Below are 24,820 nucleotides of genomic sequence, written 5' to 3'. Positions count from 1 at the left end.
TCATCGGGTCGACCTGCGAACCCCCATCGAGGGGCTGTGATCCATGTCGCAACACTCCACCGCAATCGTCGCTCCGGGCGACTGGCTCGGCCTTCTGGGCGGCGGTCAGCTCGGCCGCATGTTCTGCCACGCCGCGCAAAGCCTCGGCTACAAGGTCGCCGTGCTCGACCCCGCCGACGAGTGCCCGGCCGGCATGGTTGCCGATCTTCACATCCAGGCAGCCTATGACGACACCGCGGGCCTCACGCGCCTGGCCGAGCGTTGCAGTGTGGTCACCACCGAATTCGAAAACGTCCCGGCCGACAGCCTGCGCTTCCTGCAGGCGCGCTGCCGGGTGAGCCCGTCCGCCGACGCAGTCGCCATCGTCCAGGATCGCAACGCCGAAAAGGCGTTCATCGCGAGCCAGGGCATTGCCGTCGCGCCCAACGTCCCGGTGCTGAGCGAGGCCGACCTCGCCGCCGCGCCAGACAACCTGTTTCCCGGCATTCTCAAGGCCGCGCGCCTCGGCTACGACGGCAAGGGGCAGGCCCGCATCGCGTCGCGCGAGCAGGCCATCGAGGCGTTCCGCGAGTTCGGTGGCGTCGCCTGTGTCCTCGAGGCACTGATGCCGCTCGACCACGAGATCTCGGTCGTGATCGCGCGGGGCTTCGACGGCGCCGATGTGGTGTTTCCGATCGCCCGCAACGAACACCGCGACGGCATCCTGGCCGTGTCGACGGTGTCCGGAGGCGGCGCCGACGCGTCGCCGCAGGCCCAGGCCACCCTGGCCGCGCAAAAGATCGCGGCCGGCCTCGGCTACCACGGCGTGTTGTGCGTCGAGTTCTTCGTGCTCACCGATGGCAGCCTGATCGTCAACGAGATCGCGCCGCGTCCGCACAACAGCGGCCACTACAGCATGGATGCCTGCGTCACGAGCCAGTTCGAACAACAGGCCCGCGTGATGGCCGGGCTGCCGCTGGGTACCACGCGTCTGTTCGCGCCGGCCGTCATGCTCAACATCCTGGGCGACGTCTGGTTCGAGCCGGGCAGCGACACCCCGCGCGAACCCGACTGGGCCGGCGTGCTGGCGGTCGAGGGCGCCAAGCTGCATCTGTACGGCAAGGCCGAGGCGCGCCGCGCCCGCAAGATGGGCCACGTCAACATCACCGGCGTCACGCTGGCCGACACGCAGGCCGCCGCCGCGCGCGTGGCGCGGGTGCTGGGCATTGCGCCCGCGGAATCGCACGCATGAGCGCGGCCGCGGATCCGCACGAGATCGCCCTGGCCGCGCAGCGGCTGATGGCGGGCGAGCTGGTGGCGTTTCCCACCGAGACCGTCTATGGGCTGGGCGCCGACGCCGAGAATCCCGAGGCGGTGGCGCGCATCTATGCCGCCAAGGGCCGGCCGTCCAATCATCCCGTCATCGTCCACATCGCGCCCGAGGGCGACGTGGGCTACTGGGCCGTCGACGTTCCGCCCGAAGCACGGGCGCTGATGCAGGCCTTCTGGCCGGGCCCGCTCACGCTGATCCTCAAGCGTGCGCCGCACATCGGCGACGCCGTCACCGGCGGCCAGGACAGCATCGGGCTGCGTTGCCCTTCGCATCCCGTGGCGCAGGCCCTGCTGCGTGCGTTTGCCGCGGCCATGCCCAACGGGCAGGGCGGGGTGGCCGCGCCGTCGGCCAACACGTTCGGCCATGTGTCGCCCACGCAGGCCGAGCACGTGCGCGCCGAGTTTCCGCGGGAAGTCGCCGAGGGCATGCCGGTCCTCGAAGGCGGGGCCGCCGAGGTCGGTATCGAATCCACCATTCTCGATCTGTCGCGCCTGGCGCAAGGCGTGGGACCCGTGCTGCTGCGTCCGGGGCACGTGAGCGCCGCGCAGATCGAAGCGGTGCTCGGTGTGCCGGTGCGCCGCCCCGACGCGGCCGCGCCGCGCGCCTCGGGCACGCTCAAGGCGCACTACGCGCCGCGCACGCCGCTCGAGCTCGTCGACGGCGCGCAGCTGGCCCAGGCCGTGGCCGCGCGGGCGTCCGCGGGCAGGCTCGCGGTCGTGGCCTTCGAGGCGCCCGCCGCCGGCGTCACGCCGTCGTCCACGCTCGAGTGGGTGCGCGTGCCGGCCGACCCCGCGCACTACGCGCAGTCGCTGTATTCCCGGCTGCGCGAGCTCGACGCGCAAGGCTATGCCCGCATCCTGGTGCAGGCGCCGCCCACGGATTCCGCCTGGGATGCCGTGAACGATCGCATCGGCCGCGCGGCCGCTGCCTTCTCGCTCGATACCACCGATCTCTCCGCCACCTGAGCGTGGCGTCGCCCGCCTAGGGTAGCCGCGCATTGTGGCGCGGCCGCCCCGGGCGTACTCTCCTTGCGCCGGGCAAAATCCGCCTGGCGAAACAGCGCGGGCCGGCCTTTATCCAGGGCCGCCACTGCGCAACATCACCGAGGAGACGATTCATGAAGCGGCAATTTGCCATGGTGGCGGGCGCGCTCGCGCTCGCATGCGCGACCCAATCGGCCATCGCCGGCCCCACGCTCGACGCCGTCAAGAAAAAAGGCTTCGTGCAATGTGGCCTGACCGATGGCGTATCCGGTTTCAGCGCCACCAACAGCAAGGGCGAATGGGAAGGCATGGACGTCGACATCTGCCGCGCGGTCGCGGCAGCGGTGTTCGGCGATGCCACCAAGTTCAAGGGCACGCCGCTGTCGACGCAGCAGCGCTTCACCGCACTGCAATCCGGCGAGGTCGACGTGCTGCTGCGCACGGTCACGCTCACCCAGACGCGCGATACCTCGCTGGGCCTCGCCGCGGTGGCGCCGAGCTTCTACGACGGCCAGGGCGTGCTGGTGCGCAAGTCGCTCAACGTCAAGTCGGCCAAAGAGCTCAACGAGGCCACGATCTGCGTGCAGCCGGGCACCACCACCGAACTCAACCTGGCCGACTGGTTCCGCGCCAACGGCATCAAGTTCACGCCGGTCGTGATCGACAAGGTCACCGAGGTGGTGCGCGCGTTCGAATCGGGACGCTGCGATGCGTTCACCGACGACGCCTCCCAACTCGCCGCGGTCCGTGCGACGCAGGTCGCCAAGGCCGACGACTTCGAGATCCTGCCCGAGCGCTTCTCCAAAGAGCCGCTCGGCCCCATGGTGCGCCAGGGCGATGAAAACTGGCTGGGTATCGTGCGCTGGACGCTGTTCGCCCTGATGGAAGCCGAGGAATACGGCATCAACCAGAAAAACGTCGACGAGATGCTCAAGAGCAAAAACCCCAACGTGCTGCGCATCCTCGGCGTGACCCCGGGCGCCGGCAAGAACATGGGCGTGGACGAAAAGTGGGCCTACAACGCGATCAAGGCCGTGGGCAACTACGGTGAGATCTTCGAGCGCAACGTCGGCAACGGCAGCAAGCTGGGCCTCGAGCGCGGCGTGAACGCGTTGTGGAACCAGGGTGGCGCCATGTACGCCTGGCCAGTGCGCTGAGGCATTGCCAGGCGGTTCGGTGCCCCTCGGATCGCCAGGCGATACGAACGGTTCGGAATGCGGTACGCTACGGCTACCCTGACCGAACCGTTTCTTTATGGCCCATCCCGAGGATTCGCCCCTGTTCGTGGCCGCGCTGGCGCGTGGCATCACCTTGCTCACGGCCTTCAACGAAGGCCGGCCCGCCATGACGCTGCCCGAGCTGGCCGAAGCCACCGGTCTCACCAAGAGCGCCGTGCAACGCTTCGCCCACACGCTCTGGACGCAGGGCTATCTGCGCAAGCACCCTCAGACCAAGCGCTTTTCGCTGGCGCCTCAGTCGCTCGAGCTCGGCATGCGCTACGCCCAGACCAGCGCGCTCGTGCTGGGCGGCAACCCGTTCCTGCATTCGCTCAACCGCACCAGCCAGGAAACCTGCAGCCTGGCCGAGCCCGACGGGCTGGACATGGTGTATGTCGCGCGCTTCGCCACCCACAAGCAGATGTTCGTGCACATGCCGGTCGGCATGCGCCTGCCGATTCATTGCACCGCCGCCGGTCGGGCGGTGCTGTCGCGCCTGGATCCGGAGCGCGCGCGGGCGCTCTTGCTGCGCTGCGAGCGCAAGCCCTACACGGCCAACACGCTCACCGAGATCGAGGCGCTGATGGCGGAGCTCGATTTCGCGCGGGCCAGCGGTTTCGCCCGCGCCAACGGCGAGTTCTATCAGGGCGACATCACCATCAGCGCGCCGGTGCTTGACCCGGTCGGCACCCCGGTGGGCGCGGTCAATGTGTCGGTACCCTCGAGCCGCTGGACCTTCGAACAGGCGCAGACCGTGTTCGGTCCGCAGGTGCTCGAAACGGCCCACGCCATCAGCGCGTCGCGCACCATCGGACTCACCCAGCCGTTCTATGCGATGGAGTCCGCCGCCTAGCCACGGCGCCCCAACTGCAACACCCCGACCCGGCCATGGCCGGGTTTTTTATTGCGGTGCGTCAATCGGACGTCGGCCATGCGGGAGCCGGGCAATCCCTAGTACCCGAGCCCGCCGCGCCGGATTAATCTATTTGCGACACGATCATATCGCAGAGCGATACGATAAATAATGCATCCGCTACGAGGCGGTCGCGGCAAACCTGGGAGTTGTGCTGTGCAGCAAATCACGTCGGCCTGGACCGATTCCACGCTTTACACCCCGGCCGCCGGGTTCATGGGACTGCCGGCGCCGTCCTCCACGCAGGCTTCGGCGCCGCGCGCCTGCGTGCTGGGCATTCCGTTCGACTGCGGTACCCATCCGTTCCGCGTGGGCTCGCGGCAGGGCCCCGATGCCATTCGCGAACAATCGCGGCTGCTGCGCCCGTTCGACCTGTTCCGCCGTGCCGGTCTGGACAATCCGCCCGAGTACCTGCGCGTGGTCGACGCCGGCAATGTCGTGTGCTGGCCCGGCGACCCCGAACGCTCGTATCCGCAGATCGAAGCCGCGCTCGGCCGTGTGCTCGATGCGGGCGCGATCCCGATCACCATGGGTGGCGACGGCGCGGTCACGTTGCCGCAGCTGCGCGCCGTGGGCCAGCGCCATCCCGGCGTGGTCGTGCTGCATTTCGACTCGCATACCGACACCTATCCGATCGCCGGCTACAACACCGCCACCACCTTCACGCGGGCGGCCGAAGAGGCCGTGGTCGACGTTGCCGCGAGCTATCACGTCGGCACGCGCGGCAATTCCTTCATGGGCGGCGTGGTCGAGTACGGGCGCGAGGTGGGCTACACGGTGGTGCCGTTCGACGAGTTCGATCGCGATCAGGCTGCCGTGCTCGACGACATCAAGCGCCGCGTCGGCGACCGCCCGGTGTACCTGTGTTTCGACATGGACATTTTCGATCCGTCCTGCGCGCCCGGCGTGTGCACGCCGGAGTGGGGCGGGCTGTCGGCCAAAGAGGGGCTGGCGTTGCTGCGACGCCTGCACGGCCTCAACTTCGTCGCATTCGATGTGAATACGGTGTCGCCGCCGCAGGACGTGGGCGGCGCCACGGCGTTTCTTGCCGCCACCGTGATGCAAGAGTTCTTCGCCCTGGCCGCCAGCGCGGTCCAGGCGTATCCGCAAGGCCGGCCCGCCTGACGGGCGGTCAACGATTCAAGGGGAAAATATGAAAACCACGAAACTTCTGGCCAGCCTGATGGCGGTCGCCACGCTGGCCTGCGCCGGCACCGCGCTCGCGCGTCCGCTCGACGAGATCAAGGCGGCCAAGACGCTGAATGTGGTCACGACCGCATCGGCGCCGCCGCACGGCTTCAAGAATCCGGCCAGCAATCAGCTCGAAGGCATCATGGTCGACGTGGCGCGCGCCGTGGCCGCCCACCTCAAGGTCGAGATGAAGCTGGCCGACGTGCCGTTCTCCGGCCTGATTCCGACGCTGACCTCGGGCCGCGCCGACGTGATGTCGGCACCGCTCTTCATCACCGAAGAGCGTGCCCGCGCGATCGACTTCTCCGCACCCGTGTACGAGTGGGGCGAGGGCATCGTGGTCAACGAAAAGAACACCCGTCAGTACCCGCGCTTCCAGGACATGAAGGGCCAGCGCGTCGGCGTGCTCGTGGACTCCGTGCAGTTCAACATGATCAAGGACATGCCGGACACCAAGGTCACCACCTATCAGGACTACGCCACGCTGCTGGCCGATGTGCGCGCCGGCCGCATCGACCTGGGCATCGTCGATCCGCCCAGCATCATCTACCAGATCACCACGCGCAAGATTCCCGGCGTGAAGCTCTACAACGGCTACGTGCCCGAGAAGAAATGGCAGGTGGGCATGGCGGTCGAGAAGGGCAACAAGGCGCTGCTCGACGCCGTGAACGCCGCGCTGGCCGACATGAAGAAGAGCGGCGAGCTGGCCGAGATCGGGCGCAAGTGGGGCGTCTCCGATCTGATGAGCAAGTAAGCGACAAGGAGGCACGACAATGGACCTCGAAACCCTGCGCATGTACCTGACGCCGCTCGCCGAGGGCTCGGTCTGGACCCTCGCGCTCTTTTTCTGCTCGGCGTTTCTGGCGGTGGGGGTAGGCCTGGTCGTCTGTCTGTGCCGACTGTCGAAGTCGCCGGTGCTCTCGCGCGCCGCCCGCTTCTACATCGAAGTGATCCGCGGCACGCCGCTGCTGCTGCAGCTCTTCTACATCTATTACGGCTTGCCCGAAATGGGCGTGGTGATCGACGGCTTCACGGCCGGCGTGCTGGGGCTCACGCTCAATTTCGGCGCCTACCTGGCCGAGCTGTTCCGCAGCGGCATCCAGTCGGTCGACTCGGGGCAGTACGAGGCCGCGCGGGCGCTCGGCCTGAGAAAGGTCGACCGGCTGCGCCGCATCGTGCTGCCGCAGGCGCTGCGCACCGTGTTTCCGGCGTTGGGCAACTATGCGCTGGTGCTCGTGAAAGAAACCTCGCTGGTCGCGGTGATCAGCGTCTACGAGCTGATGCGGGCGGGCGAAATGCTGGCCGGGGCGACCTTCCAGGCGCTGACGGTCTACACCATGGTGGGCGTCATCTACTTCGCCATGTGCAGCGTGCTCTCGTATTTGTTTCGCCGCTCCGAAAAGCGGCTCGCGGTGCCCGGCTACTGGAATGGCGGCGGCGAAAACCACGACATCTCCAAGGCCTGACCCATGCTCACGACTTCCACTTCCGCACCCGTCATCCGCCTGCGCAATGTGAGCAAATGGTATGGCGACTTCAAGGTGATCGACGACCTCTCGCTCGATGTGCACGCCGGCGAAAAGCTGATCCTGTGCGGCCCGTCGGGCTCGGGCAAGTCCACCACCATCCGGCTCATCAACCGGCTCGAAGAACACCAGGAGGGCAGCATCGTCGTCAATGGCGTCGAGCTCGACGACACGCTGTCCAACATCGAACGCATCCGCGCCGATGTGGGCATGGTGTTCCAGCACTTCAATCTCTTTCCGCATCTCACGGTGCGCGAGAACTGCACCATCGCGCCGCGCCTGGTGAAGCACGTGTCCGAGGCCGAGGCCGACGCGCGCGCGATGCAGTTTCTCGAGCGCGTGCACATTCCGCATCTGGCCGACAAGTACCCCGGCCAGCTGTCCGGTGGCCAGAAGCAGCGCGTGGCGATCGCGCGTGCGCTGTGCATGCAGCCCAAGGTCATGCTGTTCGACGAACCGACCTCGGCGCTCGATCCCGAAATGGTGAAAGAGGTGCTCGAGACCATGGTGGAGCTGGCGCGCGATGGCATGACCATGATCTGCGTGACGCACGAGATGGGCTTTGCGCGCGAGGTCGGTGATCGCGTGGTTTTCATGGACGGCGGCCGCATCGTCGAGACGGCCGCGCCGCAACGCTTCTTTTCCGCGCCGCAGACCGAGCGTGCCCAGGCCTTTCTGGGGCAATTGCTGCCTGCGATGTGAGGCACGCACGCCGCGTCTCAGGGTCTACCCTAGGCGCGGCGGCCGTGCGCGGAGTGGTTCCATGCCGCCACCCCGAAATGGACCTAGCCGCGGTGCCGGTCTATCCCTATCATGGGTCCCATCCTGCGGCCGCACTCCGGCCCGCGTCCCCGTACCCCACTTTTCATTGCACATCACAGACCATGAACGGCGCCGATAGCCTTTGCGATACCCTGCTGGCCAACGATATTGATGTCTGCTTCGCCAATCCCGGCACCTCCGAGATGCACTTCGTGGCGGCGCTCGATCGCAAGCCGCGCATGCGTTGCGTGCTGGGCCTGTTCGAAGGCGTGGTCACCGGCGCGGCCGACGGCTATGCCCGCATGGCCGACAAGCCCGCCGCCACGTTGCTGCATCTGGGCCCGGGCCTGGGTAACGGCCTGGCCAATCTGCACAACGCGCGCCGCGCCCGCACGCCCATGGTCAACGTGGTGGGCGATCACGCCACCTATCACGTCCAATACGACGCCCCGCTCACGAGCGACGCCGAGGGCGTGGCGCGGCCCATGTCGCACTGGGTCGATCGCATCACCGACGCGGCGTCGGTCGCACGCCAGACCGGCGAAGCGATCCGCGTGGCGCGTAGCGCTCCGGGCAACGTCACCACGCTGATCCTGCCGGCCGACGCGGCCTGGACCGATCTGCCGGACAACACGCCGGCGCCCACGCCGGTCCAGCCCGACGCCCCGAAGCCGGTCGCGGCCGAGGCCGTGCGCGCGGCGGCCGATGCGATCCGCTCGGGCCAGAGCACCACGCTGCTGCTGGGCGGCACCGCACTGCGCGGTCGCGCGCTCGCCGCCGCCGGTCGCATCGCGCAGGCTTTCGGCGTGCGCCTCGTGAGCGAAACCTCCAACCGTCGTATCGAGCGCGGCATCACGCGCGCGCCCGTCACGCGTCTGCCGTATCCGGTGGATCAGGCTGTGGCGTTCCTGAAGGATGTCAAGCATCTGATCATGGTGGGTTCGCGTTCGCCGGTGGCGTTCTTCGCCTATCCCGGCAAGCCCAGCCTGCTCGCCCCCGAAAGCGCCAACCAACTGGTGCTGGCCGCGATCGACCAGGACCTGACCCAGGCGCTGGAGTGGCTGGCCGAAGAGCTGGGCCTCAAGAGCGACGCGCCCGGCCTCATCGCCAAGCCGCTGACCGACGGCCCGCCCACCAGCGGCAAGCTCACCGGCGCGGCCATCAATCGCGTGGTGGCCAGCCTGATCCCCGACAATGCGATCCTGGTCGACGAGTCGATCACGCAGGGCCGCGAGTTCGGCAACTTCAGCGAAGTCTCGGCGCCGCACGATCTGCTGCAACTGACGGGCGGTGCCATCGGCATCGGCCTGCCGATGGCGGCCGGCGCGGCCGTCGCCTGCCCGGATCGCAAGGTCATCACGCTGCAGGCCGATGGCAGCGGCATGTACACGGTGCAGGCGCTCTGGACCCAGGCCCGTGAAAGCCTCGACTGCCTGACGGTGGTGTACGCCAACCGCACCTACGCCACGCTGCACGGCGAGATGAAAAACGTGGGCGTGCAGGAGCCCGGCGTGAACGCGCGCCGCATGCTCGATCTGGATCAGCCCGAGCTCGATTGGGTGTCGCTCGCCCGCGGTCTCGGTGTCGAAGCCGTGCGCGTGGATTCGATCGAAGCCTTCACGAGCGCCGTGCAGGCCGGCCTGGCGCGCAAGGGCCCGTTCCTGATCGAAGCCCTGATCTGACCGCACCGTGGACCATCGAGGGTTTTCGCCTGCGGGCCGCGTCTAGGCCACACGCCCCAAGGCGAAACGCCTCTTCGATGGCCGGCAGGCCGAAGGCGCGGTGTGGGGACTGACAACTCCCCATTGGTGCGCGCCCTCGCTTGGTCTATCCTGGATTCAGGACCACGCACGCACGGAGGAGTACATGAAGTTCGCCGAGTTTCGTCAGGGCATGGTGATCAAGGGCGGCCCGATGGTCGTCAAGGAAGACGAGATCCTCGAGTTTGCCCGGCGCTACGATCCGCAGTGGTTCCACACCGACGTGCAGCGCGCCGCCGAAGGCCGCTGGGGCGGCCTCATCGCGAGCGGCTGGCACACCTGTGCCATGGCCATGCGCATGGCGGTCGATGCCGTGCTGCATGATTCCGAATCCTTTGGCTCGCCCGGCCTGGGCGAGGTGCGCTGGCGTGTGCCGGTGCGGCCGAACGACACGCTCACGCTGCATATGCGCGTGCAGGGGGCACGCAGCTCCTCGTCGCGCGAGGACCTCGGCATCGTGACCTGGGTCTGGGTCGTCTACAACCAGCACGACGAGGCCGTCCTCGAGCTCGACGCCACCAGCCTGTTCGATCTGAGCGAAGCCTGAACCGCACGTTCGCAAACAAAAGGCCCCGCGGCGCGAGCCACGGGGCCTTTTTTTCGCCTGAGCGCCCGCCGGGGCGGGCCGCCCGCCGCGATCAGAAGAACGCTTGCAGGCCGGTCTGGGCGCGGCCCAGGATCAGCGCGTGCACGTCGTGCGTGCCTTCGTAGGTGTTGACCACTTCGAGGTTGACCAGGTGACGGGCCACACCGAACTCGTCGGAGATGCCGTTGCCGCCCAGCATGTCGCGCGCGAGGCGGGCGATGTCCAGAGCCTTGCCGCACGAGTTGCGCTTCATGATCGAGGTGATTTCGACGGCGGCGGTGCCTTCGTCCTTCATGCGGCCCAGGCGCAGGCAGCCTTGCAGCGCCAGCGTGATTTCGGTCTGCATGTCGGCCAGCTTCTTCTGGATCAGCTGGTTCTGGGCCAGGGGGCGGCCGAACTGCTTGCGATCCATCGTGTACTGGCGGGCGGTGTGCCAGCAGGCTTCGGCGGCGCCGACGGCACCCCAGGCGATGCCGTAGCGGGCCGAGTTCAGGCACGTGAAGGGGCCGCGCAGGCCGCTCACGCCAGGCATCATCTGGTCTTCGCTGATCTCGACTTCGTCCATGACGATTTCGCCGGTGATCGAGGCGCGCAGGCCGACCTTGCCGTGGATGGCCGGGGCCGACAGACCCTTCATGCCCTTTTCGAGGATGAAGCCGCGGATCTTGCCGTCGAATTCACCGCCCACGCACTTGCCCCACACCACGAACACGTCGGCGATCGGCGAGTTGGTGATCCACATCTTGCTGCCGCTCAGCTTGTAGCCGTCGGCAGTCTTGACCGCGCGGGTTTCCATGCCGTTGGGGTCGGAGCCGTGGTTGGGTTCGGTCAGGCCGAAGCAGCCGATCCACTGGCCGCTGGCCAGCTTGGGCAGGTACTTCTGCTTTTGCGCTTCGCTGCCGAATTCGTTGATCGGCACCATGACCAGCGACGACTGCACGCTCATCATCGAGCGGTAGCCCGAATCGACGCGCTCGACTTCGCGGGCGATCAGGCCGTAGCTCACGTAGTTCAGGCCAGCGCCGCCGTATTCGACGGGGATGGTGGCGCCCAGCAGGCCCAGCTCGCCCATTTCGGCGAAGATCGCCGGGTCGGTCTTTTCGTTGCGGAAGGCTTCGAGCACGCGCGGCGCCAGCTTGTCCTGGGCATAGGCCTGGGCAGCGTCACGCACCATGCGTTCTTCTTCGGTGAGCTGCTGGTCCAGCAACAGGGGATCTTGCCAGTGGAAGGAGGGCGTCGAGGACATGCGGTACTCCGGTACGGGATGCGAAAGTTTAAATGTAAAGTATTTTGCCGACGGGCACGCGCGGGGTTTACCCGCGCGCGGCCCTTATTTGCCGGCCTGTTGCGCGGCCGCGCGGATCTTGTCCAGCGTGGTCGACGGCGTGATGGTCTGCGGATCGATCATGCAGTGCAGGATGGCCGGCTTGCCGCTGGCCAGCGCGCGTTCGTAGGCCGGGCCGAATTCCTCGGCCGTCTCGACGCGCTCGCCATGACCGCCGAAGGCGCGGGCATAGTCGGCGAAATCGGGGTTCTTCAGTTCGGTGGCCGACACGCGGCCGGGGTAGTGCTTTTCCTGGTGCATGCGGATCGTGCCGTACATGCCGTTGTCGACCAGCACCACGATGATGGGCAGATCGTATTGCACGGCCGTGGCGAACTCCTGGCCGTGCATCAGGAAGCAGCCATCGCCGGCAAAGCAGATCACGGTCTTGTCGGGCCAGACGCGCTTGGCGCCCACGGCGGCCGGCAGGCCATAGCCCATCGAGCCCGAGGTCGGGGCGAGCTGGGTACCGAAACGCGTGAAGCGGTGGAAGCGGTGCAGCCAGGTGGCGTAGTTGCCCGCGCCGTTGGTCATGATGGCGTCGGCCGGCAGCTTGTCTTCGAGGTAGGCCATGACTTCGCCCAACTGCAGGCGGCCCGGCGTCTTGACCGTCGTGGGATCGCTCCACTTCAGGTAGCTCTCGCGCATCGTCTTCGTGCCCTCGGCCCAGGCCGGGGTGGCGGCGGGCGCCGGCACGGCGGCAAGCGCGGCGCAGAACGCCGACGGCGAGACGTTGACGGCCAGGTGCGGGCGATACACACGCGCCAGCTCGGCGCTGTCGGGATGCACGTGTACCAGCTTCTGGCGCGGCACGGGGATGTCGAGCAGGGTGTAGGCCTGGCTCGGGTTTTCGGACATGCGGCCGCCCACCAGCAGGATCAGGTCGGCGTCGTTCAGGCGCTGGAGCAGCGCGGGATTGATGCCCAGACCCACGTCGCCGATGTAGCAGGGGTGATCCGCCGGGAACAGCATCTGACGGCGGAACGACACGGCCGTGGGCAGCGCGTGCGCACGGGCGAAATCGGCGAACTGTTGCACCGCGCGGGCATCCCAGCGGGTGCCGCCCAGGATGGCGACCGGATTGCGCGCGCCGGCCAGCAGGCTGGCGAGCTCGTCGATCTGGCCCGCGGCGGGCGCGGCGTCGATCACTTCGTAATGCGGCGCGTCCGGCACGGAGGCGAACTCGACCAGCATGTCTTCGGGCAGCGCGATCACGACCGGGCCGGGGCGGCCCGAGGTGGCGATATGAAACGCGCGCGAGAGCAGTTCGGGAATGCGTTCGACCTGATCGATCTCGGTGACCCACTTGGCCTGCGTGCCGAACACGGCGCGGTAGTCCATTTCCTGGAAGGCTTCGCGCTCCCGCATGCCGCGTTCGATCTGGCCCACGAACAAAATCAGCGGCGTGGAATCCTGCTTGGCGATGTGCACGCCGGCCAGCGCGTTGGAGGCGCCGGGGCCGCGCGTGACCATGCAGATGCCGGGCTCGCCGGTCAGCTTGCCGTGCGCGTCGGCCATCATGGCGGCGCCGCCTTCCTGGCGGCAGACCGTCACATCGATGTTGGCATCGTGCAGACCGTCCAGCACCGCGAGATAGCTTTCGCCGGGCACGCAGAACACATGCTTGACGCCGTGGGCGACCAGTTGGTCGACCAGGATGTGGCCGCCCATGCGGGCGGCGGGAGTGGAAGAGGTTTGGGTGTTCATTGGACAGGCCACGGGGGAATATCACGCGAGGATAGTGTTCCTCACTTGCACAACGCAATTGATAAAATTGCACATCATGTTGACCTGCGGACACGTCAGCCGGTGCTGCGTTGCAGCAACCGGGGCTGGCTGCGGGGATGGCGGCGATTCCTCGCTAGGAGGCTGCCGCCGCGAACCAGGAGGGGGCCGCGAGCCCGGGCCATGAGAAACGGAATTCCCAATCTGAGCGCGCTACAGGCTTTCGAGGCGTCCGCCCGCCTGGGCAGCTTCTCGAGGGCGGCCGAAGAGTTGTCGCTCACCCACAGCGCCGTCTACCGCCAGGTGGCCAGCCTCGAGGCCCGGCTCGGCGTGGAGCTGTTCACCCGGGTGCGGCGCCGCATCGTGCTGACCGATCATGGCGCCGAGTACGCCGGCCGTATCCGTCACCATTTAGATCAGATCGAGAAAGATACCTTCGGTCTGGTCAGCCGCACCGGCATGGGTCGCAGCATCCACATCGCGGTCGTGCCGACGCTGGCCACCACCTGGCTGATTCCGCGCCTGGCCCGGTTCCAGGAGGCCCAGCCCGACATCACGGTGAGTCTGTCGGTGCGCACACTGCCGTTCCAGTTCAAGGACCAGCCCTTCGACGGCGCGCTCTACCATGGCGACGGCATCTGGCCCGGCACGCAGGGGGCGTTGTTGTTTCCCGAGCGCGAGCTGGTGCCGGTGTGCGCGCCGCATCTGGCCGCCGGGCTGGCCGAGGAGGGCGGTGCCGCGCGCGCCACGGAGCGCGGCGCCGCGCCGTTGCCGGGTCTGATGCATCTGCACCTGGCCTCGCGGCCGGATGCGTGGCGGCAGTGGTACACGGCCAACAATCATGTCTACGGCCCGCAGGCGGCGGGCGGCCCGCGCTACGAGCTGTTCACCATGGTGATGGCCGCGGTGCAGGCCGGCCTGGGCGTGGGCCTCATGCCGCGTTTTCTGGCGCAGCCCGCGCTGGACGCCGGCACGCTGGTGATGCCGGTGCCGCAATCGCTCGCGGTCAGTCAGGGCTACTACTTCGGCTATCCGCAGCGCAGCGAGCGATCCGGCGCGCTGCGGGTCTTCGAAGACTGGCTGCGCGCGCAGGCCTGAACGCCGCGTTCCGTGCCATTCCGGACGCCTCCACTAGAATGAGCCGCTTCCTCCGACCCGTGACGTCCCACCCATGACCGACCGCGCCACCCTGGTTTCGCAAGCCGACATCGACGCCTTCATCGATGCCGTCTGGCTCGAGGACGGCCTTGCCGCCAACACGCTGGCCGCCTACCGGCGCGACCTGAGCGCGTTCGCGCACTGGCTCGAGCATCCGGGCGAGCACGGCGGGCAGGCCTGCGCCGGCCAGCTCCGCGAGGCGGGCGCCGCAGACATCTCGGCCTGGTTCGCCGCGCGTCACGAAGAAAGCCGTCCCACCACCGCCAACCGCCGGCTCGCGGCCTTGCGCCGCTTCTATGCCTGGGCGTTGCGCGAACACCTGGTTCAGGCCGATCCCTGTCTGACGCTGGTGGCGGCCAAACAGCCGCTGCGCGTGCCGAAGACCCTGTCGGAGAATCAGGTGGAGGCGCTGCTGGCCGCGCCCGATCTCAAGACCGCGCGGGGCCTGCGCGATCGGGCCATGCTCGAAACCCTGTATGCCACGGGCTTGCGCGTCAGCGAGCTCGTTGGCGTGAAAGTGCTCGACGTGAGTCTGAACGAGGGCGTGGTGCGCGTGGTGCAGGGCAAGGGTGGCAAAGACCGGCTCGTGCCGCTGGGCGCCGAGGCCGCGCACTGGCTCGATCAGTATCTGCGCGAGGCGCGACCCGAGCTCGCGGGCGGGCGTGCCGCCGACGCGATGTTTCTCACGGCGCGCGCCGAGGCGATGTCGCGGCAGGCCTTCTGGCAGTTGGTGAAAAAATACGCGCTGCTCGCCGACGTGCGCGCGCCGCTGTCGCCCCACGTGCTGCGCCATGCCTTCGCCACGCATCTGCTGAACCACGGCGCCGACCTGCGCGTGGTGCAGCTGCTGCTCGGCCACGCCGATATTTCCACCACCCAGATCTATACTCACGTCGCGCGTGAACGCTTGCGCGCGTTGCATGCGGCGCATCATCCGCGCGCCTGAGCTCACTTCCCGATGCCATCATGAGCAAGACCAGCCGTCACGTCTCGGAAACCCCCGCCACCCAGTTCCTCAAGCAGAACAAGGTGGCCTATACCGAGCACACCTATGACTACGTCGACCACGGCGGGGCGCGGGAGTCCGCGCGCCAGCTGGGCGTGGATCCGCATGCGGTGGTCAAAACGCTCATCATGGAAGACGAGGCGGCGCGGCCGCTCGTGGTGCTGATGCACGGCGACCGCGAGGTCTCCACCAAGAACCTCGCGCGGCAGGCGGGCCTGAAGAAGGTGGCGCCCTGCCAGCCCGAGGTGGCGCAGCGTCACTCCGGCTATCAGGTGGGCGGCACCTCGCCCTTCGGCACGCGCAAACGCATGCCGGTATTCGTGGAGGCCACCGTGCTGGACCACGAGCACATCTATATCAACGGCGGACGCCGGGGCTACCTGATCGGCATCGCGCCGCGGGTGCTGGTGGACCTGCTGGGCGCCAAGCCCGTCAACGTCGGCCTCGAAGCCTAGCCGCCATCGCGGCCGGCGCGGGTCGCACCCGGTGGGCGAGGCGCTTCAGGCCGTCACGCGCTTTGCGCTCGCTTGCGCCAGCTGCGCGTGCCGCGCCGCGATCGCCGCCGCCGTCTCGCGCATCCGCGCCGTCACCATCCCGAAGCGTTGCGGCGCCAGGCGCTCCGCCATCGCCGTGACCGTCACCGCGCCCAGGGCCTCGCCCGCCGGTGTCAGGATCGGCAACGCGACCGCGCTGGTGCCGGGCATCAGGCCGGCCGGCGCATGCGCCAGCCCGCGCTCGCGGGCCTGTTCGACACGCGCGAGGATGTCGTCGACCCGTTCGCCCAACACGCCGAGCCGGGCGGCGTTGTCTTCGACCAGCACGCGGCTCAGCGCCGGGTCCAGGTTCGCCAGCAGGGCCACGCCCGACACGCCCACGCCCAGCGGCCGGCGCACGCCCACCTCGATGGACAGCACCTGAATTGGATGATGACCGGTGCAGCGGCCGATGCAGATCGAATCGTGTCCGTGGCGGATGCTCAGGAACACCGTGTCGCCGACTTGATCGGCCAGCTCGGCCAGATACGGCTCGGCCAGCGTCAGCAACGGAAATCGCCGCGTGCGCGCCAGGCCCAGCAAGCTGACCTCGGGCCCGATCAGATAGCGCCGCGTCGCCGCGTCCTGTTCCACGGCGCCTTCCTGGATCAGCGTTTTCAACAACCGGTGCACGGTCGGGCGGTTCAGCCCGGACATCCGCTCCAGGTCGACCAGGCGCACACCGCGCTCCTGGCCGCACGCGACCAGGCGCAGCAAGGCCAGCGCGCGGCGCACGGTCTGGGCGCCGCCGGCGCCTTCGTCGGCAGCGGTGGTCATGGGGTCTCGGACGGCATGAGGGACTTGGCCGTCTGGCGGATCGCGCGCTTGGTCACGATCGGACCGAGCGAGGCGTAGTTGGGGCCGCCGATGCGGCACACCGGGCGCAGCAGCGTGGTGTCGATCTTGCCGTCCTGCAGCAGGCCATCGCGGATATGGAAGCGCAGCACCTCGCCCACGAAGAACTCTGCGCCGGTGGCGCCGAACGGCGTGACACTGTGATAACGGCACTCCAGGCTGATCGGCGCGTCGGCCAGGCGCGGCGTGGCGATGGTCTCGCCGGGCAGCACCGCCAGGCCCAGCAGCTCGGCCTCGCTGATCTCGGGCGGGTGTTCCTCCGCGCTCGCGTGGATGGCGTCGAGCAGCGACTCATCGCCGATGTTCACGACGAAGTGGCCGTGCGCGAGGATGTTGCTCGCGGTGTCCTTGCGCACGCCCGCCTTGCGGCCGATGTTCACGCCCACCATGGGCGGCGTGTTCGACACGAAGGTGTAGCAGCTGAAGGGTGCGAGGTTGACGCCGCCCGCGGGGCTCAGGGTGCTGATCCAGGCGATGGGCCGGGGCACCACGATGCCGCTCATGAGGCGGTAGGTCTGTTCGGGATTCAGGTCGCTGGCGTCCAGGCGCATGGCAGTCTCGCTTCGTAGTCCGGATATTGAACCATCAATTGCGCGGGGCGCTCGCGCGGCCTCGCGGAAAACCGCTTTATTTTCGGTCTCGGAACCGCCGAGTGGCGGGCGTGGATCAGAGGCATCCGGCCGATAAGTCCAATATTCGGAACTTTTTGCCAATTCGGCGTTGTCCGCGCGCCGCCAAATTCCTAGAGTCTCATCACACAACAACAAAACGTGATTCAACGATCAGGAGACAAACCATGAACCGCAGCATGCGCCTTTGCGCCGCCGTGGCGTTGACCGCCTTCACTTCCCTGGCTCACGCGGCCTGGCCCGACAAACCCGTCAAGATCGTGGTGCCCTATCCGCCGGGCGGCAATGTGGACGTGGCCGCGCGGCTGATCGCGCCGGGGCTGCAGGCCGCGCTGGGCCAGCCCTTCATTGTCGAAAACAAGCCCGGCGCCGGCGGCATGATCGCGGGCGAGCAGGTGGCCCGCAGCGATCCCGATGGCTACACGCTCTTCATGGCGGCCAATGGTCCGCTGCTGTTCTCGCCGCTGATCTTCAAGCGCGAGGCCTACAAATGGGATCGCGACTTCGCGCCCATCAGCTCGATCTCGTATACGCCGCTGGTGCTGCAGGTCAAACCGGCGCTGCCGGCCAAGACGCTCGGCGAGCTCATCGAGCTGGCCAAGAAAGAGCCCGGCAAGCTCAACATGGCCTCGCCCGGCGCCGGCACGACCAATCATCTCGTGAGTGAGCTGCTGCAGTCGCTCACCGGCGCGCGCTGGACCACCGCGCAATACAAGGGCAATGCGCCGGCCACCACCGACCTGCTGGGCGGCCAGGTGGACTTTAACTTCGATCAGATTTCGGTGGCGCTGCCGTACGTGAAAGAAGGGCGCCTGCGCGCCCTCGCGGTGACCACGGCCAAGCGGGTGCCGTCGATGCCCGATGTGCCGACCTTCGCCGAGGCCGGCGTGCAGGGCATGGAGGCCGCCACGTTCACGGGACTGCTGGCCCCCAAGGGCACCTCGCCCGAGATCCTGGCGCAGCTGAGCGCGGCGCTCACCAAGATCCTCGCCGAACCCGGCATCGTGCAGCGCTTCGCGGATCTCGGCGCCGAGGCGCGCGGCAGCACGCCCGAGGAATTCACCCGCTATCTGGCCGCGGAAGACGCGCGCTGGACCCCGATCATTCAGCGCGCGAACATCACGGCCAACTGAGGCCGCTCGCCCGCGCCACTCTCACGACACGGATAACGCCATGAGCAGACGCAGCATCTATGCCGAAGGCTTCAGCCACAAGAACCCGATCCCGGCCGCGTGCCGCATCGGCCCGATGCTGTATTCGGGCAGCATCCAGGGCACCGATCCCGCCACGGGCGCCTACGGCGACACGCTCGAGCGCCAGTGCGAGCTGATGTTCGACCACGTGCGGCGCATCGTCGAGGCCGGGGGCGGCTCGCTCGCCCACATCGCCAAAATGACCGTGTGGATGCGGGATCGCGGACAACGCGCCGCGCTGAACGCCGTGTGGTTGCGGGCCTTTCCCGACCCGCAGGACCGGCCCGCGCGCCACACCATGCAGGCCGACCTCGATGGCGACAAGCTGATCGAGTGCGACTTCGTCGCCGTGATCGATTGAGGAGACGCCGATGACGCAATATCAGGCATTCAATCCCAACCCCACGGCGCCGGCCACGCGGCTGCCGCCCCTGTCCTGCGACAGCCAGTTCCACGTGTTCGGGCCTGCCGAGCGCTATCCGGTGCGGCCCGGCGCGGCCTACACCATGCCGAGCGCCACGATCGATGTCGCGCTGAGCCTGCATCGCCTGCTCGGGATCGAGCGCGGCGTGATCGTGCAGGCCACCACGTACGGCGCCGACCACGAGGTGGTGCTCGACGGCCTGGCCGCGGCCGGGCCCAACTATCGCGGCTGCGCCAATGCCGTCGTGCTGGCCGAGCGCGACGACGCCTACCTGGCCAGGCTGCACGATGCGGGCGTGCGCGGTGCGCGCTTCACGCGCCAGGGCCTGGGCATCAGCATGGCGCCCGCGGTGTTCGAGCGCGCCATCGCGCGCATCCGCGAACTCGGCTGGTACGCGAAATTTCAGCCCGAGCCCGACGGCATGATGGCGCAGGTCGCGCAGTTCGAACGCCTGGACATTCCGGTGCTGCTCGATCACATGGGCCGCGCCGATCCCACGCTGGGCGAGGCAGACCCGACGCGCCAGAAGCTCGTCGAGCTGCTCGAGCGCGGCAACTTCTGGGTGATGCTGTCGCTGACCGAGAAGCTCTCGCGCGGCGGCCCGCCCTGGGACGACGTCACGCCGCTCGCGCAGGCCCTGATCGCCGCCAATCCCGACCGGGTGGTGTGGGGCAGCGACTGGCCCCACCCCGTGTCGGTCAAGGCCACGCCCGACGAAGGCCGGCTGGTGGACCAGCTGGTGCGCTACGCCGGCGATGCCGCCACCCTGAAAAAAATCCTGGTCGACAACCCGGCCCGCCTGTTTGGATTCGACGCATGAAACTGCTTACCTTTTCGCATCAGGGCCGCACGCGCTTCGGCGCGCTGCGCGGCGATCACGACATCGTCGCGCTCGACGAGCTGGGCCACGCCAGCCTGCACACCGCGCTCGCAGCCGGTGCGCTCGACGAGCTGGCGCATGCCGCGCAGGCCCGCCCGGTCACGCACCGGCTGGCCGACGTGCAGCTGCTGCCGCCGATTCTCGCGCCCGAAAAAATCATCTGCGTGGGCGTGAACTACGGCAAGCGCAACGAGGAGTACCAGGACGGCAGCGCGCCGCCGGCCTATCCCAGCGTGTTCCCGCGCTTTCCGGGTTCCTTCGTGGGCCACGGCCAGGCGCTGCTGCGTCCGCCCGAGTCTGAGCAGCTCGATTACGAGGGCGAGATCGCCATCGTGATCGGCAAGACCGGCCGGCGCATCGCCGCCGAGGACGCCTGGCAGCACGTGGCCGGCCTGACCTGCCTGAACGAAGGCACCGTGCGTGACTGGCTGCGGCACGGCAAATTCAATGTGACGCAGGGCAAGAACTTCGACGCCAGCGGCTCGATGGGGCCGTGGCTGGTGACGGCCGACGAGTTCGACCCGGCCGCGCCCCTGACCGTGAGCACGCGCGTCAACGGCGAGCTGCGCCAGCAGGACAGCACCGACAACCTGATGTTTCCGTTTGCCGAGCTGATCCGCTACATCTCGATCTGGACCACGCTCAAGCCGGGCGACGTGATCTCGACCGGCACGCCCATCGGCGCCGGCGTGCGCTTCACGCCGCCGCGCTTCTTGAAGCCCGGCGATGTCGTCGAGGTGGAGGTCTCGGGCATCGGTGTGCTGTCCAACCCGGTGGCCGACGAGGCCGTCACGCCTGCAGGAGCCTCGCATGCTGAATGACGCCGACCGCGACCGCGCCGCGCAACTGCTGATCGAGGCCGAGCGCACCGGCGTGCCGACCACGCAGCTCGATCAAATCTTCCCGGGCATCGAGATCGCCGATTCCTACGCCATCCAGCAGCGCATCATCGACGAGAAACTGGCCGCAGGCGCGCGCCTGCGCGGCCACAAGATCGGCCTCACCTCCAAGGCGATGCAGAGCACGGTCGGCATCGACGAGCCCGATTACGGCCATCTGCTCGACACGATGTTCTTCCAGGACGGCGAGACCATCTCCACCGAGAAGCTCATCGTGCCGCGCGTCGAAGTGGAGCTGGCCTTCGTGCTGGGCAAGCCGCTGCGCGGGCCCGGCGTCAGCCTGTTCGATGTGCTGGACGCCACCGATTACGTGGTGCCCGCCCTCGAACTGATCGATGGCCGCAGCAAGTATCCGCGCCGGATCGTCGACAACATCGCCGACAACGCCGCCTGCGCCGGCATCGTGCTCGGTGGCCGCCCGGTGCGGCCGCTCGACATCGATCTGCGCTGGGTCGGCGCGCTGCTCTTCAAGAACGGCGTGATCGAGGAGTCGGGCGTGTCGGCCGCGGTGCTCGGTCATCCGGCGCTGGGCATCGCATGGCTGGCCAACAAGCTGGCGCTGCACGACACCGGGCTGGAGGCGGGCCACATCGTGCTGGCCGGCTCCTTCACGCGCACGGTGGCCGTGGCGCGCGGCGACACGCTGCACGCCGACTACGGCAAGCTCGGCAGCATCTCGGTGCACTTCTCCTAGGACACGGCGTATGGACCTCCCGATCAATCCGTTCAAGCGCGCGTTGCGCGAGCAGCGGCACCAGACTGGCCTGTGGGTCACGCTGGGCCACCCCAACAGCACCGAGCTGGTCGCGGCCAGCGGCTTCGACTGGCTGCTTATCGATACCGAGCACACGCCGGTGGTGTTGCCCACCGTGATGGCGCAGCTGCAGGCCGCCGCCGGCTACGGCAGCCACGCCGTGGTCCGCCCCTCGTGGAACGACAAGGTCCAGATCAAACAGTACCTGGACATCGGCGCGCAGACCCTGTTGCTGCCCTATGTGCAGAACGCCGCCGAAGCCGAGAGCGCGGTGGCCGGCATGCGCTACGCGCCGCGCGGTGTGCGCGGCGTGAGCGGCACCATGCGCGCCACCCGCTATGGCCGCGTGCCGGATTACATGCGGCGCTGCGAAGAAGAACTCTGCCTGCTGGTGCAGGCCGAGACCGGCGAGGCGCTCGAGAACCTCGACGCCATCATCGCGGTGGATGGCGTCGATGGCGTCTTCATCGGCCCCGCCGATCTCGCCGCCAGTCTGGGCTATCCCGGTGAGCCGGGGCATCCCAAGGTGGTGGCGGCGGTGGAAGGGGCGATCGCGCGGGTGCGCGCGGCGGGCAAGGCGCCCGGCGTGCTCACCCCCGACGAAACGCTGGCGCGCCGCTATATGGCCGCCGGCAGCCTGTACACCGCCGTGGGCGTGGACGCCGCCATTCTGGTGCGGCACTGCGACGCGCTGGCGCAGCGGTTCCGCGCGGACTGAGCGCCGCCGCATTCTGTAGCAGCTGCGGTACGGGAATACCACCCGTACCGCGCGGCGGTCTCGCACAATGCTCCGACAAGAACAACGACACGCCGCCGCATTCGCGCGCGGCCCATCCTGTCCTCACCGGAGACGCTCATGAGCAAGACACTGCTGATGCTGGTCGGCGATTACGCCGAAGACTACGAAACCATGGTGCCGTTCCAGACCTTGCTGGCCGTGGGCCACAAGGTGCATGCCGTGTGCCCCGACAAGAAGGCCGGCGACAGCGTCGCCACCGCGATCCACGATTTCGAGGGCGCGCAGACCTACAGCGAAAAGCGCGGTCATAACTTCGCGCTCAATTACGACTTCGACCGCGTCGAGCCGGAAAACTACGACGGGCTCGTGATTCCGGGCGGCCGCGCGCCCGAGTACCTGCGGCTGAACGAGCGCGTGCTCGAGATCGTGCGCCACTTCGACCAGGCCAAAAAGCCCATCGCGGCCGTCTGCCACGGCGCGCAGCTGCTCGCCGCCGCCGGCATCCTGAAAGGCCGCACCTGCTCGGCCTATCCGGCCTGCGCGCCCGAGGTGAAGCTGGCCGGTGGCACCTATGCCGAGATCGGCATCGATCAGGCCCACACCGACGGCAATCTGGTCACCGCGCCCGCGTGGCCGGCCCACCCAGCCTGGCTGGCGCAGTTCCTCGCCGTGCTGGGCACGCGCATCTCGCACTGAGGCCGCGGGGGCCGGGCGCAGGCCTTGCCCCCATTGCCCTGGCGGGCCGCCCGGCCTACATTCAAGGGATCCCCACACTCGCGGCGGGAGCCCCCATGTGCGAAATCTTCGTGCGCGCCAACGCGCAATCCTATGCCACCGAAGCCCGGTCACTGCGTCTGCACGGCGTGGCCACCAGCGTGCGCATGGAAAAGCTCTTCTGGGACGTGCTGGAGGAGATCGCGGCGCGCGACGGCATGCGCGTCACGCAGCTGATCGAGCGGCTCTACGACGAGCTGAGCGAGTACCGCGGCGAGGCCGCCAACTTCACCTCGTTCCTGCGCGTGTGCTGCCTGCGGTACCAGATGCTGCAGGCCGATGGCCGCATCCCGCGCGATGCCTCGGTCCCGATTCGCGGGCTCGACGCCCGCACCGTGTTGCAGGGCCTGCCGGCAAACCTCTACGACGAGCAGCCGCTGCGCGTGCCCGCGCATACCGCCTGATACCGGCCCAGCCTGCCGCCGCCGGCGCTGCACGCGCCTGGCGCGATTCTGCAAAAAAAACGCCGCTGTGTGAGCAGCGGCGATTTTTGTTATTGAGCGCGAGGTCTTAGAGCATGGCCACGTCGCTTTGCAGAATGCGTCGGATGCGCACGGCGTCGCCGATGCGGGACAGCTTTCCTTGCGAGTCGAGCAGCACGATGGCGACATCGCGGCCGTTGATCCGCGCCAGCATGACGAGGCATTCGCCCGCTTCGTTGATGAAGCCGGTCTTGGAAACCTTGATATCCCAGTCGGGCTTGCGCACCAGCAGATTGGTGTTGCGGAAGGTTTGCGTGCGCTTGTTGATCTCGACGTCGTATTCCGTGTCGGTGGAATAGCGGTGGATCAGCGGACGCTGCGCCGTGGCACGCAGCAACCGCGCCAGATCGTGCGGCGACGACACGTTTTCGCTCGACAGCCCGGTGGGCTCGACGAAATGCGTGCTCAGCATGCCCAGCGAGCGGGCCTTGGCGTTCATCGCGGTCACGAAGGCCGACAGGCCCCCCGGGTAGTTGCGGCCCAGCGCGTGCGCCGCCCGGTTTTCGGAGGACATCAGCGCCAGATGCAGCATGTCGCCACGCGACAGGCGCGTGCCCACACGCAGGCGCGACGTGGTGTGCTTGAGCGTGTCGACGTCGTCATCGGTGACCTCGATCACCTCGTCCATCGGCAGGTTGGCGTCCACCACGACCAGGGCGGTCATGAGCTTGGAAATCGAGGCGATCGGGCGCACCACGTTTTCGTTCTTGGCGAACATCACCGTGGAGGTTTCGAGGTCCTGCACGTACGCCGTGCTGGAGCGCAGCGCGCGCGCCTCGGCGGCCGGCGAGGCGGCGACCGGCGGCATGGCCGCATCGGTGGCCACGGCGGCGGCGCCAGCCCTGGCGGCCTGCTTGCGCGTGGATGCCTTGATCTTGCTGTTGGGGTTCTTGCTGGCGGACGCCGTCTTGGCGCCGCTCTTGCTGCTGCTCTTGGCCGAGGATTTGCTGGAAGACTTGCTGGTCGGTTTCGCGGCGCTGGTTTTTTTCTTGGCTTGCGCCGCCTTGCAGGCGGACGACTTCGCGTTGGTCTTGCAGGGATCCTTGGCAGGGGCCGCGTGGGCGGCCACGGGCAGGAGCGCAGCGGCTGCCAGCGCCAGGGGCGCCAGAGCCGTCGAGATCGCTCTCATCCAGAAAAATGCCATGGGATACAAACCTTGTCTGAATGTTCAGATGTCTTGCCCGGATCTGTTTCA

The 24,820-nt window shown here is 68.0% G+C and carries 26 protein-coding genes; 21 read left to right on the top strand and 5 right to left on the bottom strand.

What is annotated here, in order from left to right; genetic code table 11:
- Positions 1 to 43 precede the first annotated feature (43 nt).
- From CAL25_RS18870 to CAL25_RS18825, 10 genes are all read left to right on the top strand, one after another.
- Complete coding sequence (locus CAL25_RS18870; RefSeq protein ID WP_094802829.1) at positions 44 to 1,231, top strand: 5-(carboxyamino)imidazole ribonucleotide synthase; 1,188 nt, start codon at positions 44 to 46, stop codon at positions 1,229 to 1,231.
- Positions 1,228 to 2,277 (top strand): L-threonylcarbamoyladenylate synthase, encoded by a 1,050-nt coding sequence (locus CAL25_RS18865; RefSeq protein WP_094802827.1) that lies wholly within the window; start codon positions 1,228 to 1,230, stop codon positions 2,275 to 2,277. Before CAL25_RS18870 ends, CAL25_RS18865 begins: the two co-directional genes overlap by 4 nt.
- A 152-nt stretch (positions 2,278 to 2,429) precedes the next feature.
- Complete coding sequence (locus CAL25_RS18860; RefSeq protein ID WP_094802825.1) at positions 2,430 to 3,452, top strand: amino acid ABC transporter substrate-binding protein; 1,023 nt, start codon at positions 2,430 to 2,432, stop codon at positions 3,450 to 3,452.
- 97 nt (positions 3,453 to 3,549) lie between these two features.
- A complete protein-coding gene (locus CAL25_RS18855) occupies positions 3,550 to 4,365 on the top strand; it encodes an IclR family transcriptional regulator (RefSeq protein ID WP_094802823.1) in 816 nt (271 codons plus the stop codon).
- Between the two features lie 276 nt (positions 4,366 to 4,641).
- Positions 4,642 to 5,550 carry an arginase family protein gene (locus CAL25_RS18850; RefSeq protein ID WP_094803289.1) on the top strand — a complete coding sequence of 303 codons (909 nt, stop codon included), beginning with the start codon at positions 4,642 to 4,644 and terminating at the stop codon, positions 5,548 to 5,550.
- Positions 5,551 to 5,578: 28 nt separating this feature from the next.
- Positions 5,579 to 6,370 carry an ABC transporter substrate-binding protein gene (locus tag CAL25_RS18845; RefSeq protein WP_094802821.1) on the top strand — a complete coding sequence of 264 codons (792 nt, stop codon included), beginning with the start codon at positions 5,579 to 5,581 and terminating at the stop codon, positions 6,368 to 6,370.
- 19 nt (positions 6,371 to 6,389) lie between these two features.
- Entirely contained in the window at positions 6,390 to 7,082 is a 693-nt protein-coding gene (locus CAL25_RS18840) for an amino acid ABC transporter permease (RefSeq protein WP_094802819.1), read from the top strand.
- Positions 7,083 to 7,085: 3 nt separating this feature from the next.
- Positions 7,086 to 7,844, top strand: a complete 759-nt coding sequence (locus CAL25_RS18835; RefSeq protein WP_094802817.1) for an amino acid ABC transporter ATP-binding protein — start codon at positions 7,086 to 7,088, stop codon at positions 7,842 to 7,844.
- 182 nt (positions 7,845 to 8,026) lie between these two features.
- Entirely contained in the window at positions 8,027 to 9,586 is a 1,560-nt protein-coding gene (locus CAL25_RS18830; protein WP_094802815.1) for an acetolactate synthase large subunit, read from the top strand.
- Positions 9,587 to 9,770: 184 nt separating this feature from the next.
- A complete protein-coding gene (locus CAL25_RS18825; protein WP_094802813.1) occupies positions 9,771 to 10,211 on the top strand; it encodes a MaoC family dehydratase in 441 nt (146 codons plus the stop codon).
- Between the two features lie 91 nt (positions 10,212 to 10,302).
- On the opposite strand, the gene CAL25_RS18820 is transcribed toward CAL25_RS18825, so the two are convergent.
- Together CAL25_RS18820 and CAL25_RS18815 are read right to left on the bottom strand one after the other, a co-directional pair.
- Positions 10,303 to 11,496 (bottom strand): acyl-CoA dehydrogenase, encoded by a 1,194-nt coding sequence (locus tag CAL25_RS18820; RefSeq protein WP_094802811.1) that lies wholly within the window; start codon positions 11,494 to 11,496, stop codon positions 10,303 to 10,305.
- Between the two features lie 84 nt (positions 11,497 to 11,580).
- A complete protein-coding gene (locus CAL25_RS18815; RefSeq protein WP_094802809.1) occupies positions 11,581 to 13,281 on the bottom strand; it encodes a thiamine pyrophosphate-binding protein in 1,701 nt (566 codons plus the stop codon).
- Positions 13,282 to 13,482: 201 nt separating this feature from the next.
- Here CAL25_RS18815 and CAL25_RS18810 point away from each other — a divergent pair, with 201 nt between their 5' ends.
- From CAL25_RS18810 to ybaK, 3 genes are all read left to right on the top strand, one after another.
- The gene (locus CAL25_RS18810; protein ID WP_094802807.1) at positions 13,483 to 14,397 is read left to right on the top strand and encodes a LysR substrate-binding domain-containing protein; all 915 of its coding nucleotides are present in this window, start codon (positions 13,483 to 13,485) and stop codon (positions 14,395 to 14,397) included.
- A gap of 73 nt (positions 14,398 to 14,470) precedes the next feature.
- Positions 14,471 to 15,403, top strand: coding sequence for a site-specific tyrosine recombinase XerD (gene xerD, locus CAL25_RS18805; RefSeq protein ID WP_094802805.1), 933 nt, complete (start codon positions 14,471 to 14,473; stop codon positions 15,401 to 15,403).
- A 20-nt stretch (positions 15,404 to 15,423) separates the two neighbouring features.
- On the top strand, positions 15,424 to 15,918 hold the full coding sequence (gene ybaK / locus CAL25_RS18800; protein WP_094802803.1) for a Cys-tRNA(Pro) deacylase: 495 nt from the start codon (positions 15,424 to 15,426) through the stop codon (positions 15,916 to 15,918).
- A 45-nt stretch (positions 15,919 to 15,963) separates the two neighbouring features.
- Here ybaK and CAL25_RS18795 read toward each other — a convergent pair whose 3' ends face one another.
- Complete coding sequence (locus CAL25_RS18795) at positions 15,964 to 16,773, bottom strand: IclR family transcriptional regulator (RefSeq protein WP_094802801.1); 810 nt, start codon at positions 16,771 to 16,773, stop codon at positions 15,964 to 15,966.
- On the bottom strand, positions 16,770 to 17,402 hold the full coding sequence (locus CAL25_RS18790) for a flavin reductase family protein (RefSeq protein ID WP_094802799.1): 633 nt from the start codon (positions 17,400 to 17,402) through the stop codon (positions 16,770 to 16,772). Before CAL25_RS18790 ends, CAL25_RS18795 begins: the two co-directional genes overlap by 4 nt.
- A gap of 245 nt (positions 17,403 to 17,647) precedes the next feature.
- Between CAL25_RS18790 and CAL25_RS18785 the strand changes: the two genes are divergently transcribed.
- The 8 genes from CAL25_RS18785 to CAL25_RS18750 all read left to right on the top strand — a co-directional run bounded on the left by CAL25_RS18785 (position 17,648) and on the right by CAL25_RS18750 (position 23,547).
- Positions 17,648 to 18,613, top strand: coding sequence for a Bug family tripartite tricarboxylate transporter substrate binding protein (locus CAL25_RS18785; RefSeq protein WP_094802797.1), 966 nt, complete (start codon positions 17,648 to 17,650; stop codon positions 18,611 to 18,613).
- A 40-nt stretch (positions 18,614 to 18,653) separates the two neighbouring features.
- Entirely contained in the window at positions 18,654 to 19,034 is a 381-nt protein-coding gene (locus tag CAL25_RS18780) for a RidA family protein (protein WP_094802795.1), read from the top strand.
- Positions 19,035 to 19,044: 10 nt separating this feature from the next.
- A complete protein-coding gene (locus CAL25_RS18775) occupies positions 19,045 to 19,917 on the top strand; it encodes an amidohydrolase family protein (protein WP_094802793.1) in 873 nt (290 codons plus the stop codon).
- Positions 19,914 to 20,798 (top strand): fumarylacetoacetate hydrolase family protein, encoded by an 885-nt coding sequence (locus CAL25_RS18770; RefSeq protein ID WP_094802791.1) that lies wholly within the window; start codon positions 19,914 to 19,916, stop codon positions 20,796 to 20,798. The genes CAL25_RS18775 and CAL25_RS18770 overlap by 4 nt, the downstream gene beginning before the upstream one ends.
- Positions 20,788 to 21,570: a 2-oxo-hept-4-ene-1,7-dioate hydratase gene (hpaH, locus tag CAL25_RS18765; RefSeq protein WP_094802789.1), complete on the top strand. Its 783-nt coding sequence runs from the start codon at positions 20,788 to 20,790 to the stop codon at positions 21,568 to 21,570. Before CAL25_RS18770 ends, hpaH begins: the two co-directional genes overlap by 11 nt.
- Before the next feature lie 10 nt (positions 21,571 to 21,580).
- Complete coding sequence (locus tag CAL25_RS18760; RefSeq protein WP_094802787.1) at positions 21,581 to 22,348, top strand: HpcH/HpaI aldolase family protein; 768 nt, start codon at positions 21,581 to 21,583, stop codon at positions 22,346 to 22,348.
- A 138-nt stretch (positions 22,349 to 22,486) separates the two neighbouring features.
- Entirely contained in the window at positions 22,487 to 23,065 is a 579-nt protein-coding gene (locus CAL25_RS18755; protein WP_094802785.1) for a DJ-1/PfpI family protein, read from the top strand.
- Positions 23,066 to 23,160: 95 nt separating this feature from the next.
- A complete protein-coding gene (locus CAL25_RS18750) occupies positions 23,161 to 23,547 on the top strand; it encodes a ribbon-helix-helix domain-containing protein (RefSeq protein ID WP_094802783.1) in 387 nt (128 codons plus the stop codon).
- Between the two features lie 106 nt (positions 23,548 to 23,653).
- On the opposite strand, the gene pbpG is transcribed toward CAL25_RS18750, so the two are convergent.
- Positions 23,654 to 24,769 carry a D-alanyl-D-alanine endopeptidase gene (pbpG, locus tag CAL25_RS18745; protein WP_094802781.1) on the bottom strand — a complete coding sequence of 372 codons (1,116 nt, stop codon included), beginning with the start codon at positions 24,767 to 24,769 and terminating at the stop codon, positions 23,654 to 23,656.
- Positions 24,770 to 24,820 lie beyond the last annotated feature (51 nt).

This window comes from Bordetella genomosp. 5 (assembly GCF_002261315.1).
Lineage (GTDB): Bacteria > Pseudomonadota > Gammaproteobacteria > Burkholderiales > Burkholderiaceae_B > Bordetella.
The sequence above is the reverse complement of the archived record's forward strand: the minus strand, read 5'-3'. Positions and strand labels throughout refer to the sequence as shown.